The sequence below is a fragment of the Spirosoma pomorum genome (genome assembly GCF_054776615.1).
In genome coordinates this window covers 309,426-327,371 of record NZ_BAAHBP010000037.1, presented here as the reverse complement: position 1 = coordinate 327,371, position 17,946 = coordinate 309,426, and the positions used below count along the sequence as shown (strand labels likewise).

13 protein-coding genes and 1 tRNA gene are annotated in these 17,946 nt (G+C 50.8%); 11 read left to right on the top strand and 3 right to left on the bottom strand.

Annotation, left to right across the window (positions count from 1 at the left end):
- Positions 1-21: 21 nt before the first annotated feature.
- A complete protein-coding gene (locus ACYVAD_RS22495; RefSeq protein WP_461141790.1) occupies positions 22-4,692 on the bottom strand; it encodes a translocation/assembly module TamB domain-containing protein in 4,671 nt (1,556 codons plus the stop codon).
- 132 nt (positions 4,693-4,824) lie between these two features.
- Between ACYVAD_RS22495 and tsaD the strand changes: the two genes are divergently transcribed.
- From tsaD to ACYVAD_RS22475, 4 genes are all read left to right on the top strand, one after another.
- Positions 4,825-5,838 carry a tRNA (adenosine(37)-N6)-threonylcarbamoyltransferase complex transferase subunit TsaD gene (tsaD, locus tag ACYVAD_RS22490; RefSeq protein ID WP_461141789.1) on the top strand — a complete coding sequence of 338 codons (1,014 nt, stop codon included), beginning with the start codon at positions 4,825-4,827 and terminating at the stop codon, positions 5,836-5,838.
- Between the two features lie 23 nt (positions 5,839-5,861).
- The gene (locus ACYVAD_RS22485) at positions 5,862-6,737 is read left to right on the top strand and encodes an MOSC domain-containing protein (RefSeq protein ID WP_461141788.1); all 876 of its coding nucleotides are present in this window, start codon (positions 5,862-5,864) and stop codon (positions 6,735-6,737) included.
- 30 nt (positions 6,738-6,767) lie between these two features.
- Positions 6,768-7,625 carry a hypothetical protein gene (locus ACYVAD_RS22480; protein ID WP_461141787.1) on the top strand — a complete coding sequence of 286 codons (858 nt, stop codon included), beginning with the start codon at positions 6,768-6,770 and terminating at the stop codon, positions 7,623-7,625.
- 83 nt (positions 7,626-7,708) lie between these two features.
- Positions 7,709-8,101: a VOC family protein gene (locus ACYVAD_RS22475; RefSeq protein ID WP_461141786.1), complete on the top strand. Its 393-nt coding sequence runs from the start codon at positions 7,709-7,711 to the stop codon at positions 8,099-8,101.
- 4 nt (positions 8,102-8,105) lie between these two features.
- Here ACYVAD_RS22475 and ACYVAD_RS22470 read toward each other — a convergent pair whose 3' ends face one another.
- Complete coding sequence (locus tag ACYVAD_RS22470; protein WP_461141785.1) at positions 8,106-9,041, bottom strand: alpha/beta fold hydrolase; 936 nt, start codon at positions 9,039-9,041, stop codon at positions 8,106-8,108.
- A 110-nt stretch (positions 9,042-9,151) separates the two neighbouring features.
- Between ACYVAD_RS22470 and ACYVAD_RS22465 the strand changes: the two genes are divergently transcribed.
- The gene (locus tag ACYVAD_RS22465; protein WP_461141784.1) at positions 9,152-9,343 is read left to right on the top strand and encodes a hypothetical protein; all 192 of its coding nucleotides are present in this window, start codon (positions 9,152-9,154) and stop codon (positions 9,341-9,343) included.
- A 48-nt stretch (positions 9,344-9,391) separates the two neighbouring features.
- On the opposite strand, the gene ACYVAD_RS22460 is transcribed toward ACYVAD_RS22465, so the two are convergent.
- Positions 9,392-9,940, bottom strand: coding sequence for a PAS domain-containing protein (locus ACYVAD_RS22460; RefSeq protein ID WP_461141783.1), 549 nt, complete (start codon positions 9,938-9,940; stop codon positions 9,392-9,394).
- 242 nt (positions 9,941-10,182) lie between these two features.
- Between ACYVAD_RS22460 and ACYVAD_RS22455 the strand changes: the two genes are divergently transcribed.
- The 6 genes from ACYVAD_RS22455 to ACYVAD_RS22430 all read left to right on the top strand — a co-directional run bounded on the left by ACYVAD_RS22455 (position 10,183) and on the right by ACYVAD_RS22430 (position 17,844).
- A tRNA-Asp gene (locus tag ACYVAD_RS22455) sits at positions 10,183-10,259 on the top strand.
- 93 nt (positions 10,260-10,352) lie between these two features.
- Complete coding sequence (locus tag ACYVAD_RS22450) at positions 10,353-11,453, top strand: Nif3-like dinuclear metal center hexameric protein (RefSeq protein WP_461141782.1); 1,101 nt, start codon at positions 10,353-10,355, stop codon at positions 11,451-11,453.
- A 17-nt stretch (positions 11,454-11,470) separates the two neighbouring features.
- Complete coding sequence (locus ACYVAD_RS22445; RefSeq protein WP_461141781.1) at positions 11,471-12,223, top strand: zinc ribbon domain-containing protein; 753 nt, start codon at positions 11,471-11,473, stop codon at positions 12,221-12,223.
- An 87-nt stretch (positions 12,224-12,310) separates the two neighbouring features.
- On the top strand, positions 12,311-13,780 hold the full coding sequence (locus ACYVAD_RS22440) for a tetratricopeptide repeat protein (protein ID WP_461141780.1): 1,470 nt from the start codon (positions 12,311-12,313) through the stop codon (positions 13,778-13,780).
- A 436-nt stretch (positions 13,781-14,216) separates the two neighbouring features.
- Positions 14,217-15,233 (top strand): zinc-binding alcohol dehydrogenase family protein, encoded by a 1,017-nt coding sequence (locus tag ACYVAD_RS22435; RefSeq protein ID WP_461141964.1) that lies wholly within the window; start codon positions 14,217-14,219, stop codon positions 15,231-15,233.
- A gap of 142 nt (positions 15,234-15,375) precedes the next feature.
- The gene (locus ACYVAD_RS22430) at positions 15,376-17,844 is read left to right on the top strand and encodes a glycoside hydrolase family 95 protein (RefSeq protein ID WP_461141779.1); all 2,469 of its coding nucleotides are present in this window, start codon (positions 15,376-15,378) and stop codon (positions 17,842-17,844) included.
- The last annotated feature ends 102 nt before the right edge of the window (positions 17,845-17,946 follow it).

Here is a 17,946-nt window from a genome sequence, read left to right as displayed (position 1 = left end):
CGAGCAACTTCTACCTGTCTACTAATCGTCGCGGCCGGGTGCGGTGAAGATCGTTACGGGGGTCGGGACGGGTGCGGCCTCGACCTCCTGCGCGGGTGGAATTGGCGTCAAACCAGGGGTTATTCGCTTACCCCCAAAGATCCGGTTGAACGAACGCGTGTATAGAAAGCTTAAGCCTCCTCCTGGGGTGATAGTCGTGTTAAGACTATACTGACCGAAAATACTTTGCTGGTTTCGGTTGTACATCTTGGCCCGGAAACGGCCGTCGGGCGTAATGAAGTACTCCAGGGTCCACTCACCCAGCAAACTGGCCGCGTTCGTCTGGCTCTGACCGTACGTAAAGCCCCCGTCGCGACTGATGCGCAGTCGGTCGTTGAGGAAGCGATAGGAAAAACGTAGCTGTAGGTTATTCAGCAGATTTTCGTTCTGGGTGCCACCCGTCTGAAAACCGCCAAACGATACGCCCACGTCCAGGTTTTCGTCCAGGTTAGACGCTAGTCGGCTGATCTGATTTGACAATAATTCGCCTACGCTGTTGGCGACACCGGCGTTGACCTGATTCTGATCGAACAATCCAATACCTTCGGGCAGCAACTGATTGAACAGTAATACGCTACTTACCTGGCGCGTTAGTTCCTGCTCGTTGCTTTGCAACCGCGATTCAAAGGCAATCACTGCCTGCCGGAAATCGGACGATGCGGGGTATTCCTTTACGTCCAGATCATAACTAATGGCCGGTGACGCCAGATCGCCGGTCAACTTGATGAGCAGATCGACAGGATACCGACGCGACTGATCCGTTCGATTGTTGTTGTTTCCCGTCGACGTATTATTGTAGGCCGACATCAAGGGAGCCAGCGATGTATACTGCGTGTAGGCAGCCGTTACGTCCAGCAGAGCACCATAAGGGTCACCAGTCCAGGTGATGCGGCTATTGGGTCGGATCTGGAACCGTTTATTAATGACGTTCTGGAATGTGAAGGTGTAATCTCCCTTTTGAATTTCGTAGTTACCTGTCATGGTGAAGTCGCCTTTGGTATCGACTTTCATGGCCAGACGTCCTTGTCCGTAGGCCCCCATCAAGTCACCCGTCTGCCGATTCAGCTGGATCTCGCAGTAAGCATCAGGCGTTACGTCGAAATTAAAATCCATTTGAATACGTGACAGATCAATGACAGACGCACCTGCGGCCAGACTGGTAGAGTCACTATTAGCTCCGTCCTTCTTACCCGTTGTGAAGTTGACGAATCGAATCTGTTCGTCGGTAGCCACTTCCGTAGCGGCATCCAGGGGAATGTAAATACGAGTCCCTTTATTACTGGCCACGTTGGCCCGGATTGCCAGATCGCTAATCGGTCCATTCAGCTCTGCTTTCCCCGTTACGACCGCCTGTCCGTAGAACAGTTCGTTATCCTTGGCGGTGGTATTCAGAATCTGGAAATTTTTGAAGTCCGCGTCAAAACTCAGGCTGAAATAGCGGAAGTTGTCGTGATAAACTCCCCCTCGAATCAGCGCCGTGTTGCCACGAGGATCACGTAGCGTTAGCTTCCGGGTAATGATTTCGTTGTCTCCGAAATACACATTGTCGTCGTACGTAAAGTCCGCCTTCAGATAATCAAAACGACCGCGGCCACCCTTGATAGCAAGCTGACCGTTCAAGCGGGGTGCCAATGGGGTACCCGCTACGGCAAGCTGACCGCTCACCATGCCTCCCAGGTTCGAGAAAAGCCCCGTAGTAAATGCCTCCAGAACGTGTAAATCACCATCGTCAATACTGGCGGTCAGGGCTAATGGGTCTTTTTTCAACTTGGGTGTGTACGTCCCCAGCAAGGTCATCGCATCAATACCGTTCCGGTTAACCCGAACGTCGACGTTCAGTCGTTGCGCTTGCTGCTCCCATTCACCCCGGCCGCGCACATCGCCTACCAGCGTCCGGTCGTAGGTCAGTGCGCGCAGCGTCAGTTCGCTTTCCAGGATCGGCATTTCGTACACGTTACGTATCGATACCGTACCGTTCAGCGTCCCCCCCAGCTTGGTTTTGAGTAACGGATTGAGTGATTCGAGCTGAAAATTTCGTGCTTCCAGATTCAGGCGCTGCACCGAATCAGCCGATAGCTTGCCCGATGCCTGAATAACCTGATTCTGATTCAGCATCGACAGGTTCCGGATGGTATATTCATCCCCTACTTTACGGATCAGGCTTTGCGGATTCAAGATCCAGTCGGCATCCAATAGCCGCACGTCCGATTGCCGGAACGTCAGATCAATGGCATCACCTTTGAACCGTAATTCGCCTTTCAGGTCGGCGCGGTTGCTGCTGCCAGTCTGCTCCAGACTACTCGTAAAATCGATATGATCACCCGCCCACGATGCCTCAGCCTGCAGGTTACTGGTAGGCACTAACCGAATCATTTTCTGCTGCTGTGAGGCAATCACCACCGACGCCAGAATATCTTTACTATACGTAAATTTGGACGATGTTACGTCCAGTTCACTACGCCCAAATTCCAGCGTGTTTAACCGTAGCGAATCCATCCGGGCAGTCGCTGTCAGGAAGGACGTATTTCCCATCGTAAACCGCCCCTCCAGCCGGGCGTTCGGTGCTACGTATACCGAAGGGCTCAGGAATGCCAACAGTGGCACAGCCGCTTTGGTAATAAGCTGATAATCGATACTGTATTTCGGAACATCAGTCGATTTTTTTTGCGCTCTTTGCAGCTTGCTGGCGTAATAAGCTTGCATACCCGCATCATCGCCAGCAAAACGTAGCTGGTATTCCTTGGCTAGTTGAGTTAAATCCGAAAACGTGCGCTGAGGTTGAAAATTCCCCTGCAGCCGCATCGTTAAAAACTCCGAATCAAGGTAAAAATAGCGCTGAGTCCCCAGGCTGTCCGGCCGCTCAAGCGACGAAACGACCGATAACGTATCAATCGCCAGTTCCCGTTTGTTAAGCGTCAGCAGCGATTTACTGAACGAAGCATTCCCAACAATATCATCCAGTTTATTGCCTTCCAACTGAATATCAAGCCGGGTTTTAACTTTCAGCGAATCACTGAGATAGCCCAGTGCGCGCAAATCAGCATTCTGAACAATACCGTGCAAATCATAGCGGTCCCGCGGCCCTGCCAGATCAAACTCACCGTTCAGATTAAATGACAGATTTGGATCACGCAGATTCAACTGTCCCTGAAAGAATGCTTTCTGCAGATTGCCCTGTACCGTTACGTTCTGATAGGGATATTTCTGCCACGTGAACCGACTCAACTGCCCATCTACATCCAGACTGGCTCGCTCGATGCTGGTTCCCCGACCCGTCAGTCGCGCGTTTCCGTCCAACTTACCGAACTCGTCGGTTTGGTCAATAAATTGACCCAGATCAAAGTTTTCGGCGTTCAGATCAGCCGTATACGTTGTCTGATCGCTATTTTCAGCCAGCGTCAGCGCCAGATCGCCTGTTACGTTCCCGATGGCCGTTTGGAAATTCCCTTTTGTCTTGAAATTATCAAAAGCGCCCGCAAACGTAGCGTCGAAGGCTACCGTGCCTAGTTTCTGAATAGTATGGTTAAACGACGTATCGGGGTAGTACTGCCGAATATCAGCCATGTTGACAACCGATGGCGTAAAGGCAAAATCAACCGTCGTTTTGTTCATATCCGGCAGTCCCTTCCAGGCAATGTCCCCCGCTAGTCGGCTCCGTCCGCCGGGGCCAAAACGCAGATCAGTATGACGAAGCCGGAAATCCTCAACGGTACCACTGAAGTTAGTTGTGAGGTACCAGGTTTCATTCAGTTCGCGCAGGTAATCGGAGAAATAGCCCAGATCTTCTGAACGAACCAGGCTGTTCCGAAAATCAGCCTTCATCAGTATCCGACTATTGAAGTGGCTGAATGCCGATGGTTTGTCGTACAGGAACGTAATATTGTCACGCACGATGGAGTTGCCAATGTGAGCATACAGTTTGCCCAACTCCATCTTCGTATTGCAATAAAGAAACTTGGTATCCAGCTGACGAATACGCAGCCGTGAATCCCGGTCGATCCCCGTCAAGCCTTTGGCATCAAATGCAATCGTATCACCCAGCACCAGGAAATTACTGACTTCAGCGGTCAGGTTTTGTAACGTGAAATGGTCGTAGTCGAAGCGTTTTTTGTTGTTCAGAAGCGCTGTCCGCGGGTCGAACAGTGTGTACTTTCCGTCGACTAGATGAATGTGTGCAATTGTAAACGGCACGTTCTGGTTTGGAACGCTGGGTTTGGAAGGATCAGACGTCAGTTCTTCGATACGGGCAATAAACTCATCCAGATTCGTATCCCCATTCTTCGGATTTTTGATCATCCGTACGTCAGGACGATATAACACAACCTCGTCCAGGTGCAGGTTGTGCGCGGATGAATCAATCAGATTACGGAGATTGTAGTTAGCGTCAAGCCGGCCAACCCGAATCATAGGTCGCCCCTGCCGATCCTGAATCAGCACATCCTCCAGCGTCAGGGAATCAAACCATTTGATCGATGCGTATTTAATCGAGACAGGGAACTCCAGCTTGTCCGAGACGCGACGGGCCAGCTCCTGCGCCAGTTTCGTCTGCACGAATGGAATCTGGAGGCCCAGCAAAATGCCAAACGTCAGCCCTACCACTGTCAGAAACAGGTAGAGCAGCGTTTTCAGGAATATGGCAAAAAACTGACGCATCCAGAGTGGAAATGCCTAATATACAACTATTAACAAAAAACCAGTACCCTATAGACTATCAACAGAGGGAACGGTTTAGCGGCTTCATTCATTATACACCTTACAGAAATCATTATGTATTAGTTTTGTACGGTGAATATTTTAGCCATTGAGTCTTCCTGCGACGAAACATCAGCGGCCGTTTTAGCAAACGGTCAATTGTTGTCCAATGTTATTGCAACGCAGTTGATTCACGAACAATACGGGGGTGTTGTGCCCGAATTAGCCTCCCGCGCTCACCAGCAGCATATTTTACCGGTTGTTGAACGAGCCTTAGCCGATGCAAATATACCCAAAAGTGACTTGTCGGCGATTGCTTTTACCCGTGGACCAGGCCTTTTAGGATCGCTGCTGGTCGGTACGTCTTTTGCCAAAGCGATGGCGCTGGGCCTGCAGATTCCGTTGATTGAAGTTAACCATATGCAGGCGCACGTGCTGGCGCATTTTATTGATGAGCCCGGTACGTCCCGCAACAAACCTACCTTCCCGTTTCTTTGCCTGACCGTGAGCGGGGGGCATACACAAATCGTACGGATCGATAGCCCGCTGGAAATGACTGTTATTGGCCAGACTCAGGACGACGCCGTCGGTGAAGCGTTTGATAAGTCAGCCAAACTACTCGGACTGCCCTATCCCGGTGGCCCGTTGATCGACAAATACGCGCAGGAAGGAAACCCGCTGGCATATCGCTTCCCTATGAGTGAGATGCCAGACCTGAATTTTTCATTCAGCGGGATTAAAACGGCCATTCTGTATTTTCTGCGGGATCATGTTAAAGCGAATCCTGATTTCATTGCCCAAAACCTCCCCGATATCTGCGCTAGTATTCAACACACGCTGATTCAGATGCTGCTGAAAAAAGTAAAGCGGGCCGCCCAGGAAACCGGTATCCGGCAGATTGCCGTTGCGGGGGGCGTTTCGGCGAATAGTGGCTTACGTGCCTCACTCACCAAACTGGGTGACGAACTGGGCTGGCAGGTCTATATCCCCCGGTTTGAATACTGCACGGACAATGCGGCTATGATTGCCATGGCGGCCAAGTTTAAGTACGACCAAGGCGATTTTACAGCGCAGGACGTTAGTCCACTGCCGCGCATGAGTTTTTAAGCCCATAATTCCGACTGTCTCTCATGACTGTTTCTGAACTTTATATTTATCCAATCAAGTCGCTCGGCGGCATTTCGGTATCTGAAGCGATTGTCGAAGGCAAAGGATTTCGGTACGATCGGCGGTTTATGCTCGTTCAGCCAACTGATGATAGCGAACCGTGGCCGTTCATTACCCAGCGTACCCACCCACAGATGGCCCTGATCGACGTAGCGATTGACAATGCTGATTCAGATAACGCTCAATTGCGCGTCTGGCATCGACATCGGCCCGAAAACGTACTGGTTCTACCACTAGTGCCAAGTCAGGAACAAACGAAGGAGTCAGTCCGGGTGTCGATCTGGGATAGTCACGACGTACCGGCCGTAACCGTTAGTGATGAAGCCGACCGCTGGTTTTCAGACACGTTGGGACTGACCTGTCGGCTTGTGTACATGCCGGAAACAACAAACCGCGAAGTCGACCCGAAGTACGCGAAGCCCGGTGATGCGGTCAGCTTCGCCGATGGCTACCCGTATTTGTTGATTAGCCAGGCATCGCTCGACGAACTGAATCAACGATTACCCGAGCCGGTTGACATGCGACGCTTCCGCCCAAGCCTTGTTGTCAGTGGCGCTCGACCTAATGAAGAAGACGCTTGGCAGCAGTTTCAGATTGGCGAGCTTGACTTTTATGGGGTCAAGCCCTGTGCCCGTTGCGTCCTCACAACCATTGATCCGGAGACAGCCAAAAAAGGCAAAGAACCCTTACAAACGCTGGCTACGTATCGGCGTTGGGAAAAGAAGATTTTACTTGGTCAGAACGTTCTGACGGATCCAGCAGCAACGGGCGCAATACACGTTGGCCAGTCCGTTACCGTTGTTAACCGTCAAGAGCCCTGGTTAGCGCCACCGGTTTAACTGCCATCAACCATTGTCAACCACCTTACTTTGCTTACACCGCTACGTAACGCTTATTATCTGAGTTTTCCTGTTGTGCTGGGTGCGGTGCTGTCGAACCGGATGGCAGCCCGGCTTGGTATATCCCAGCTTGATGCAGATCGTCTCCCCGACGAGTCATCCGTCCATTGGGCGACACCAGTTGTACTGGCGCTTGTCGTATTTGTTATTTACGCCGTTGACCGGCTATTGGATGGGCAGAAGGTTGGCGAACCGCTAACAGCCCGGCTTCATTTTCATCGGCGTTACGCCCCTCTACTTTGGCGCGTTGTCGTGGCAGCAATTATTTTGACCTTCGTGCTGGTTTGGTTTTTACCGTCCAGCGTCATCAAATTCGGTATTGTGCTTGGCGGCCTATGTGCGGCTTATCTGGCTGCAGTTTTTCGGCTTCCGGCCCGGCATCCGGCCTTGCTGCTTAAAGAACCACTGGTAGCGCTACTCTATTCGGCTGGCGTATGGGGGAGTGTGTGGGTGCAGCGGCCAACTATCAGTGGCATAGAGATTACCGAATGCTTTATGTTTACGGGTATTGCGTTTCAGAATCTGCTTCTATTTGCCGTTATGGAGTTAGGAGAGCTGCCTAATCAAGACTTGTTTTCGCTGGCTAGCGCCTGGGGAGTCGAGCGGTGTGAGCTACTATTGCGTTGGCTTACCTTCTTAATCGTAGCTACGGGGGTTTCGCTCTGTTTTCTGACCGAAGACCGGTTTGCTCAACGGTCGTCGCTGATGCTCGCCATCATGAGTCTTATGCTTTACGTTATTCAGCGTTATCCCGCTTATTTCCTCCGGAATGAACGATACCGCTGGTTAGGCGATGGTGTATTCTGGCTACCAGCGCTGGTGTTATAGCTAAGTTCGGTGGGGTAACAGAACACTATTTTTGAGCAATACTGATGTTGTATGTCGGTCTATTCTCTGACGAATTTTGCCCCATGAACATCGAACACATTGCCATCTGGGTTCTCGATCTAGAATCCATGAGAACGTTTTACGAAACATACTTTGGTTGCGTAGCCAACGACAAATACGTTAATCCCACTAAGAACTTCTCGTCCTACTTCCTGTCATTCCCAACGGGTGGACCGCGTCTGGAACTCATGCAGATGCCTACGATCCCACTTACCCACAACGAAGCCCTGCTCCAGTTTACCGGGCTCATTCATTTTGCTATCGCACTCGGCAGTGAATCCGCCGTCGACACGCTGACCGAGCAACTTCGCCAAGACGGCTATACAATTGTTGGTGAGCCCCGCCGAACCGGTGATGGTTACTACGAAAGTGTTATTCTTGACCCTGAACAGAACCGGATTGAGCTCATGGCCTGACGTTCTATTTCGCGGCAACTACATGCTCACCAACTGTTTTCTTTACGTCGCTTCGGGTAAGGATATCCAGCAATATTTCTGAGATATACTCGCGCTTGTTCATCACGATGTCATGCCGATTCTCGGGCAAAAGAAACTGCCGCATTTGGGCGTTTATCAGATGGTTTTGGGCGAACGTAACGTTTGTTGGGTAGACCAGTTCATCGCGCTGCCCATGCAGCATGGTAATGCCCGCTTTAATTTTGGGCCAGTCAGGCAGAATAGCTTCCAGCGCCTGGCGATGTGCTAGTTTTTCGTCGTTGGCCAGCCTCAATAAAGGTGGTATTCCCCAATGCAGGAGTGGACTATCAACCAGGTAGCTGATGCCGTACGTCCGCTCCAGTCCTGGTCCCAGCGCCGACGAGACAAAGACTACGTGGTCAACTGCGTTAGGATTATTCATGGCTAATCGGGCCGACACTGACCCACCGTATGAAGAACCGACAATCATCAAATAAGGCGCTTTCTTATACCGGTCGATGAGCGGTTGCAAAAACTTGGCCTGCTTAACGATCGACGTTTCAACCCAGCCAAAATCGGAATAGCCGTACCCTGGCCGATCAACCGATACCAGCTGCGCCCGTTTCAGAAGAGCCGTATCTTTAAAAAAACCGTTAAAAAACGACAAGGAGCTGGGTGCACCGTGAACGAATAGCACAACAGGCAAGGCTGAATCACCCGCTAGTGCAGGTGTCTCCATAAATCGAATGGTTCTTAAATCATTCCCATCCTTAACTTGATAGCGGTGTACCGTAGGCCGAATGCGTTGTCCACTGAACTCGTCGGCCAGGTCTTGATCGGTTTGACGAGAGTCAACAAACCAGGCGACGATAACTGTACCAACAGCCAGTATTACTAGAACAAGCAACGCCCAGCGCAATGCGCGAAAGAACTGTTTCATAAAGACGTAGTGTATAGTTACAATGCAATTCATACGCCAAAGGTTTGGCGAAAGGGAATAAACCTTTTGATCGTCGAGCTGTTCTGCTGTAGAGACTAATTCCAATCTTTATGAAAGAAAGAGCCGATGCCCCGACAGAAGTCAGTCAGACTGATTTAGATCGTCCAAACCCGGACGTTCCTGGCGATACAGATATTGATTCCTACGCCACCCGGCAGGAAACGCTTGATAGCCTTCAGGCAAACGACGCGGAGAAGATGACGCCCGATGAGGCCAATGAATTAAGCAACGAAGAAGAGTAATAACAGACTTAAAAAAGCGGCTGCTTCTGATTGGAAGCAGCCGCTTTTTTATACTTTTTCAGCGACCTCTCGCTCTACCGCCAGGAAATGCGTTAATCTTCGCTGTGTGTTGTAAAGCGGACGAATGCTTACCCGGCATATGTACGGATCACCATTCTTACGGTAGTTTACCAGGTCGGCTGAAACAGGTTCTGCCTGATTTAATGCTTCATTGATGCGCTGAACCGTAATGGGATCAGTATCTATTCCTTGCAATAACCGGGGGGTTTTCCCCACAGCTTCCTTGCGCTCGTATCCTGTCATGCTCAGAAAATTCTGACTTGTCCACAAAATCGTTTTGGTCAAATCAGTCAGCACCAGCGTTAATCCCGCTTTTAGACTATTAAGGTATTCCTGTTGTTGACGCCGGGACAACCGCCACTCAAACAGGTCGCTAAGCTGCTGAAAAAACAGCAATTCACGATCAAGTGCTTTATCTCGCCCCTGTGCCAACATAAATACTTCATAACAGGCTACTGGGTACGGTCGAAATCCATCTTGCTGCGCCTGGCTATAAATGCGGTTGATCAGTTCAATGTAAGACGCTGACGTGAGCATACGAGTGAAAACGTGTATTTCGGAATGGTACGGTATTCTATTTACAATTTCGAATGGACTTTTTTTGGTTCCGTTTATTAGTCATCATTTTTTTTCGAATAAAACCAACTGATTAACAGACACCATAGCTTTCACTGATCAAAAAACACTACTTTTTTTTCGCCACCCTCTTGCGCTGCATTACAAAACGCTCTACTTTTGTGCCACGATAAAGGTCAGCAACAGCAGCCAATATCGAAAATGGTTCGGTAGTTCAGTTGGTTAGAATACCTGCCTGTCACGCAGGGGGTCGCGGGTTCGAGCCCCGTCCGGACCGCCAACAAATTGAGAAACCGCTTTAGCACCACGCTGAAGCGGTTTTTTCGTTTTCCCATATTCTTCGCGGGTACTACTTCACTAAACTCATCTATCTATGACTCAAATTCGTCAGTTGACTGCCTATCTGGAAAGGCTGGCCCCTCTCGCCTACCAGGAATCGTACGACAATGCCGGTCTGATTGTGGGCGACCCTAGCGCAGAAATCACCGGCGTACTGGTATCGCTCGACACAACGGAAGCCATTATTGATGAGGCCATCGCCAAGGGTTGCAACCTGGTCGTAGCGCATCATCCGATTGTCTTTAAGGGGCTGAAGAAACTGAATGGGAAGAATTACGTTGAACGAACGGTCATCAAGGCCATCAAGCACGACGTGGCCATTTACGCGACGCACACCAATCTGGACAATGTACAGGGTGGGGTCAATTATAAGATAGCCGATCAATTAGGCCTAAACAATGTGCAGATTCTGGCTCCCAAGGCACAGGTTCTAAGTAAGCTGGTTACGTTCGTACCCACCGCCGATACGCAGCGGGTACTTGACGCCCTGCACGAAGCTGGTGCCGGAAACATAGGAAATTATCAAAACTGTAGTTTCCGGACAGCCGGAACAGGCGCTTACCAGGCCAGCGAACAAGCGAATCCTGTCCTTGGCAAGGTTGGCGAGTATCATCTGGAACCGGAGGATCGCATTGAAGTTATTTTTTCATCCCACCAGCAAGCAACTATTCTGGCAGCTCTGCGACAGGCACATCCTTACGAAGAAGTTGCTTATGATCTATATGGACTCGACAACCAGAATCAGGAAGTTGGTTCAGGTGCGGTAGGTGACCTGACTGAGCCACTGGATGGTGAAGCTTGGCTGGCTTATTTGAGAGAAAAAATGAACCTCTATTTGATTCGGCATACGGCTCTATTGAACAAACCCGTTCGACGAATTGCCGTCTGTGGTGGAGCTGGCAGCTTTTTACTAAATGATGCCATACGCGCAGGAGCGGATGTTTTTGTGACGGCTGACTATAAATACCACGAATTTTTCGACGCTGATGGTCGGATCGTTATCTGTGATATTGGCCATTACGAGAGCGAAGTCTTTACAAAAGAGTTGATTAGCCAGCATTTGGCCAAAAAATTCACTACTTTTGCGGTAATTTTATCGGAGACTGGCACAAACCCAGTCCGATACTTCGTATAGAACTAAATACATTCCGAATGGAACTTACGATTGCGCAGAAATTAGACGCCCTTCTTAAACTGCAATCTCTTGATTCTCAACTAGACGAGCTCATCAAAATCCGCGGGAGCTTACCGGAAGAGGTACGCGATCTTGAAGATGATATCGCCGGCTTCGAAACCCGTATCGGTAAGTTCCAGTCCGAAATCAAGACGCTGGAAGAAGAAGTCGAGCGCAACCGCGTTGCCAAGAAAGACGCTGAGAAGCTAATCACCAAATACAAAGATCAGCAGATGAACGTCCGCAACAACCGTGAGTTCGACGCCATCTCGAAAGAGATCGAGCTTCAGTCGTTGGAAATTGAACTGGCCGAAAAGCGGACCAATGAATCGCAGTTCCGCGTTCGCGGCAAGGAAGAGGAAATCAAAACGACTCAGGCAGCTCTCAACGAGCGCAAAGAAGACCTGAAAGCGAAAAAACAGGAACTGGATCAGATTACGTCTGAGAGCCAGGAGGAGGAGAAAGAAATCATCAAACAACGCGACGAGCAGTCTACGACGATCGAATCGCGTCTGCTGAACTCGTACAACAAAATTCGCGGAAACGCACTGAACGGACTGGCGGTTGTAATGGTAAAACGTGGTGCCTGCGGAGGCTGCTTCAACGTAGTTCCCCCGCAACGCCAGGCCGACATCAAAGACAAAAAGAAAATCATCGTCTGCGAACACTGCGGCCGGATTTTCGCCGATGTTGAAGGCAGCCCGGAGCCAGCCCCGACAGGTCGTCGCTAAGAGACAGTTCTGGCCAGTACGTGCTGGCGCACAGAAAAGGTCGTCGTTTAGGCGACCTTTTCTCTTTTACCCCCTCCTCTACCGTTCATGCGCTATCTGCTTCTCAGTCTTCTCTTTGTTCAGACGGTGTACGGCCAAAGTGTTGTCTGGACGCCGGGTTTACGTCAGGCTTATACTGACTTGCAGGAACTAAAGGTGCAGACCGCCAGGCAACGCATCAATCAGGAAAGTACCGACAACGGCGTACGAATCTTTCTCGATGACTATGCCGATATGCTGACGCTCGTTACGTCGGACGACGAGCGACTTTTCGCTCAGTACAGCAGTCGGGAAGACGATCGACTGGACGCACTCGACGGTTTGGATAAAGCCTCACCCTGGCAGCGCCTTCTTCAAGCCGAAGTTCGTCTGCACTGGGCTTTTGCCAAACTCAAATTCGGTAAAGAACTGAGTGCCAGCTGGGACGTCATACGAGCCTATAAACTCCTGGCCGACAATCAGAAACGCTTTCCGGATTTTTTACCAACGTATAAATCGCTTGGTACGCTACATATCATGATCGGCTCAGTGCCAGAAAGTTACGTCTGGGTCGCCAATCTCCTCGGTCTGCGAGGCAGCATCCAGCAAGGCCAGCAGGAACTTAAACGGGCTCAGCAGGACCCAACCTTCGGTTTGGAAGCCCGCCTGATTGACCTCATGGTTCGGGCTTACGTCCTGACATTTACAGATACCGATCAGCAAACGCTGCATCAGCTCGTCAGTACTCACCCGGACAATCTGCTCCTTCACTTTTTCGGCGCGACGATCGAACAGAAGACAGGGCATGGCGAACAGGCGTTACGCTACTTGACCGCTCGCCCAACAGGCCCAGCCTATCAACCCATTCCCATTATCGAAAATGTTCTGGGCGATCTCTTTATTCAAAAGGGGCAGTACGTTACGGCCAGGAAGCACTACGACCAGTTTCTTCGAACCTACCAGGGACGTAACTTTCTGAAAGATTCGTACTACAAATTGTTTCTCTGCCACTGGCTGGCCAACGAGCCCGATGCTACTACAATGCCTCTGCTGCAGAAAGTCACCGCCGTTGGGCGAACGACAGTCGAATCGGACAAAGCCGCTCAGAAATTTGCCGAGTCCTATCTAAAGCGGGGCACTTCTCCTCAGCAAAAAGTGCTCATGCGTGCCCGGCTGGCCTCCGACGGCGGCTTCACGGACAGTGCTTTGGCTTATCTCCGCCCTTATTCTGAAGCCGACTTAACGACGACGGCCGAAAAAGCAGAATATAATTATCGGCTGGGACGAATCTACCAGCGTCGGGACGAACCAGATAAGGCGATTCCCGTTCTGTTACGTTCACTGGCTCTGTGCGAAGCCGCCCGGGACGAACAATTATCCTTTGGCGCTACCTCGGCGTTACAGTTGGGGTATATCTACCGACAAAAGAACGACCGCGCTCGTGCCAAAAAGTTTTTTCAGAAAGCCCTCAGTTTTAAGCACCATGAGTACAAAAACAGCATTGATAATAAAGCGAAAGCGGGCCTGAGTGGTCTTTAGTCTTGCTGCCTTCAGGAACAGATGGCTTGGGTTAGTTTCTGTACGCATTCTTAGTTTATCAGCTTGCTACCCCATTCACTGTCCGGTTATTGCCAGTAAAAGACAGGTTGCAAAGGGAAACGGGGCATCAATGTTAAGATACCACATATCATGGATAAATTATGATTAATTCATTTGAAACAAATGCAGGTTCTTTGTCCCAAAACTGCTGGCTAATGACTCGATGCATTAGTTTCGGGTTTTAGCCTTATTTCGGTAGGTGGCCGGGTACCCTTATAATTTACAAACATAGACCCGCCTTTAGCTGATTAGCGAGATACTATCGGAACGTAGGGTGTGCCCATTTCCGTTGGCCCCCCAAATCTGTAAGCAACCGATCTATGACAATGAGGCTTTGTTCCTCTGAACTAAGCTTTATTCGATGCAAACTAACTATATGAAAGTATTAACCTGTACGGCTCCCGGCCAATTAGATTACGGTACCGACGTAATGCCTGATGTGCAGTCCAACGAAGCGCTGCTACGTATCCGACGGGTTGGTGTCTGCGGTACTGATCTGCACGCTTACGAAGGAACGCAGCCTTATTTTAGTTACCCACGGATACTGGGCCACGAACTAGCGGGCGAACTGGTAGCCGTCAATGGAGACGCTCCTTTTACCCCCGGTGAAGCCGTAACGATCCTGCCTTATTTCCACTGCGGGCATTGTATTGCCTGCCGGGCGGGCAAAACCAACTGCTGCGAACAGATGCGTGTATGCGGAGTGCACGTTGACGGCGGTATGCGCGAATACCTGACCGTACCAACGTATGCATTGCTATCCGGCAACGGGCTGAGTCTCGACGAGTTGGCGCTGGTTGAGCCATTGGCCATTGGCGCTCACGGCGTTCGACGGGCGGGCGTCCAGCCGGGAGAGCACGTACTCGTGGTTGGGGCCGGTCCCATTGGCATTGGCATTATGGCCTTTGCCGGTTTGGCTGGAGGCATCGTTACGGCCCTAGACGTAAACCCAGGTCGATTGGCTTTCTGCCAGGAGCAACTCCAGATACCACACGTGGTTGATGCCCGTAGCGCGGATGCAATGGAGCAGATTCGAATGATCACCAAGGGCGATATGCCAACAGTTGTAATTGACGCTACGGGGAGTCTGAAAGCGATTGAGCAGGGATTCTCTTACCTGGCTCATGGCGGGCGTTACGTATTGGTTGGCTTGCAAAAAGGCAACATCAGCTTCAGCCACCCTGACTTTCACAAGCGAGAAGCCACGCTCATGAGTAGCCGCAATGCAACCCGTAGCGATTTTGACTACGTCGTAGCAACGTTGAAGAGTAAACAGCTCAACCCAGCCCCCTTTATCACCCATCGGGTTGACTTCGGACAGGTAGGTAACGAGTTCGAGCATTGGCTTAACCCAGCCAACGGCGTTATCAAAGCCATGATCAGTATTGATTAATTGGTAAACGCCAGATCGGCTATCCGTTCCTCGTTACCAGTCTCCCGTGTTACGGAGTTGGCAGCAGTTATACATCTATTGATCATAGCCAGACAATCCAGCACCAAACTATACCAGTCGGTGAATCGCCTTTTCCAACTAGATGAAATCCTTTTTAATTGCTTATTCTTTTACGCTGCTTGGGCTGGGATGTCTGAAGGCTCAGCCTTCCCAGAAGCTGTGGTACGATAAGCCCGCCACCCGTTGGGTCGAAGCCCTCCCACTGGGTAATGGTCGAGTTGGAGCAATGGTTTTTGGTGGGGTTCAGGAGGAGCTCATTCAGCTCAATGAGTCGTCGCTCTGGTCGGGGGGACCAGTCAGAAAAGGAGTTAACCCCACATCTGCCAGTAACTTAGCTCCGTTACGAGAAGCGCTCCTCGACCGGCAGGATTACACCAAGGCTGATTTGCTGGCCCGTAACATGCAGGGCGTGTACAGCGAATCGTATCTGCCCCTTGGCGACTTAGTCCTTCGGCAACAGTTACCCGCGGGAGACACTTCAGCGTACTATCGGGATCTATCCATTTCGGATGCCATAAGCACCACTCGCTTTACGGTGGGGAACGTTGACTATTCTCGGGAGATGTTTAGCTCGGCCCCCGCCAACGTGCTTGTCATCCGGCTCTCTGCCAGCAAGGCTAATCAACTCACGCTGGACATTTCCACAAAATCACAGTTGCGAATTCGGCAGGCGGTTGAAGCAGGAAATACGCTGGTGATCAACGGGAAAGCACCCGCTCGCGTTGACCCTAATTATTACAACCCCAAAGGTCGGAAGCCCATTCAATACGAAGATAGTACGGGGTGTAACGGGATGCGCTTCCAGTACCGGATTAAAGCAGTCGCCAATGGCGGCCAGCTACAGACTGATACGGCGGGTATTCATGTCAAAGATGCGACGGAAGTAACTCTTTATCTCTCGGCCGCAACCAGCTTCAATGGATTTGACAAGTGCCCGGACAAGGATGGTAAGGACGAGAAAGGATTGGCCCGGACGTACCTTGACCAGGCGTCGCAGAAAACGTTTTCAGCATTACTAACTGAACACAAAGCGGATTACCACCACTATTTTAATCGGCTGGCTCTTTCGATCAAGGATACCCTGGCCACTAACCCAAGGGTTTCACTGCCTAGCGACAAACGGCTGGAAGCGTACGCGTCAGGTACGTATGACCCTGCCTTGGAAACGCTGTATTTTCAGTACGGACGCTATTTGTTGATTTCTTCCTCCCACCCCGGCGGCCCACCGGCTAATTTACAGGGAATCTGGAACAAAGAGTTACGGGCGCCCTGGAGCTCGAATTATACGATCAACATCAACACCCAGATGAACTACTGGCCGGCGGAACTGACGAACCTTTCCGAGATGCACCGCCCGCTCCTGAACTGGATAAGTGATCTCTCAAAGACAGGTGCGGTCACAGCCCGGGAATTTTACAACGCCCGGGGCTGGGTAGCTCACCACAATTCGGACATTTGGGGGCTGAGCAATGCGGTCGGCAATAAGGGAGACGGCGACCCCGTCTGGGCTAACTGGTATATGGGCGGCAACTGGCTGTGTCAGCATCTCTGGGAACATTACCGCTTTACGGGCGATCGAAAGTTTCTGGCGGAATACGCCTACCCAATCATGAAAGAAGCAGCAGCCTTTTCTCTGGACTGGCTGGTCGCGGATAAACATGATAATTTGGTAACAGCCCCGTCTACAACCCCCGAAAATAAATTTAAAGACGCGAACGGCAAGGCTCAGGGTGTTTCGGTAGCCACGACGATGGATATGTCCATCATCTGGGACTTATTCTCCAACCTGATTGATGCCTCGACAACGCTAGGCATCGACGCCGACTACAGACAACTCCTGACGGAAAAACGACGCCAGTTGTTCCCGTTACAGGTGGGTAGCCAGGGGCAATTATTGGAGTGGATCCAGGACTTTCCCGAAACCGAGCCGCATCATCGGCACATATCGCATTTGTTTGGCCTGCACCCCGGCCGACAGATTACCACTCAAACGCCCAAGTTTTTCGCGGCAGCCCGCAAAACGCTGGAAATGCGGGGCGACGAGGGGACAGGCTGGAGCAAAGGCTGGAAAATCAACTGGTGGGCCCGGCTACAGGATGGCGATCATGCTTATGCCCTGATTCGTCAGTTACTCCGATACACGAACGGTACAAAAGAACATCGACATGGCGGAACGTATCCCAACTTTTTCGACGCCCACCCTCCTTTTCAGATTGATGGTAACTTTGCGGGTACGGCTGGCATGGCCGAAATGCTGGTGCAGAGCCATTTAGACAAGGTTCATTTGTTGCCCGCCCTACCTACCTCGTGGCCGGAAGGCAACGTAACGGGACTAAAAGCACGGGGCGGCTTCGAAGTCAATATCAGCTGGAAAAAATCGGCGCTGACGGGTGCTCAGCTAAAGTCATTGACTGGCGGTGAATTAATGTTGCTCACGAGCGTTCCCGTTCAGATTCAGGGCACGAAGCAAACTGCAACGAAGACGGATGAGGGGTACGTTTTGCGCATGAAAACAGAAAAAGGAAAAGTTTACGCCGTACTTGTTAAGTAGGTATTGCGCTCCCCGTTATTTTTTAAGAAATCAAGCAGGTTCATTGGATTAAGATTAACTATGTTACGGTCGATATTACTAGGTGCTGCAACCCTTGGGGTA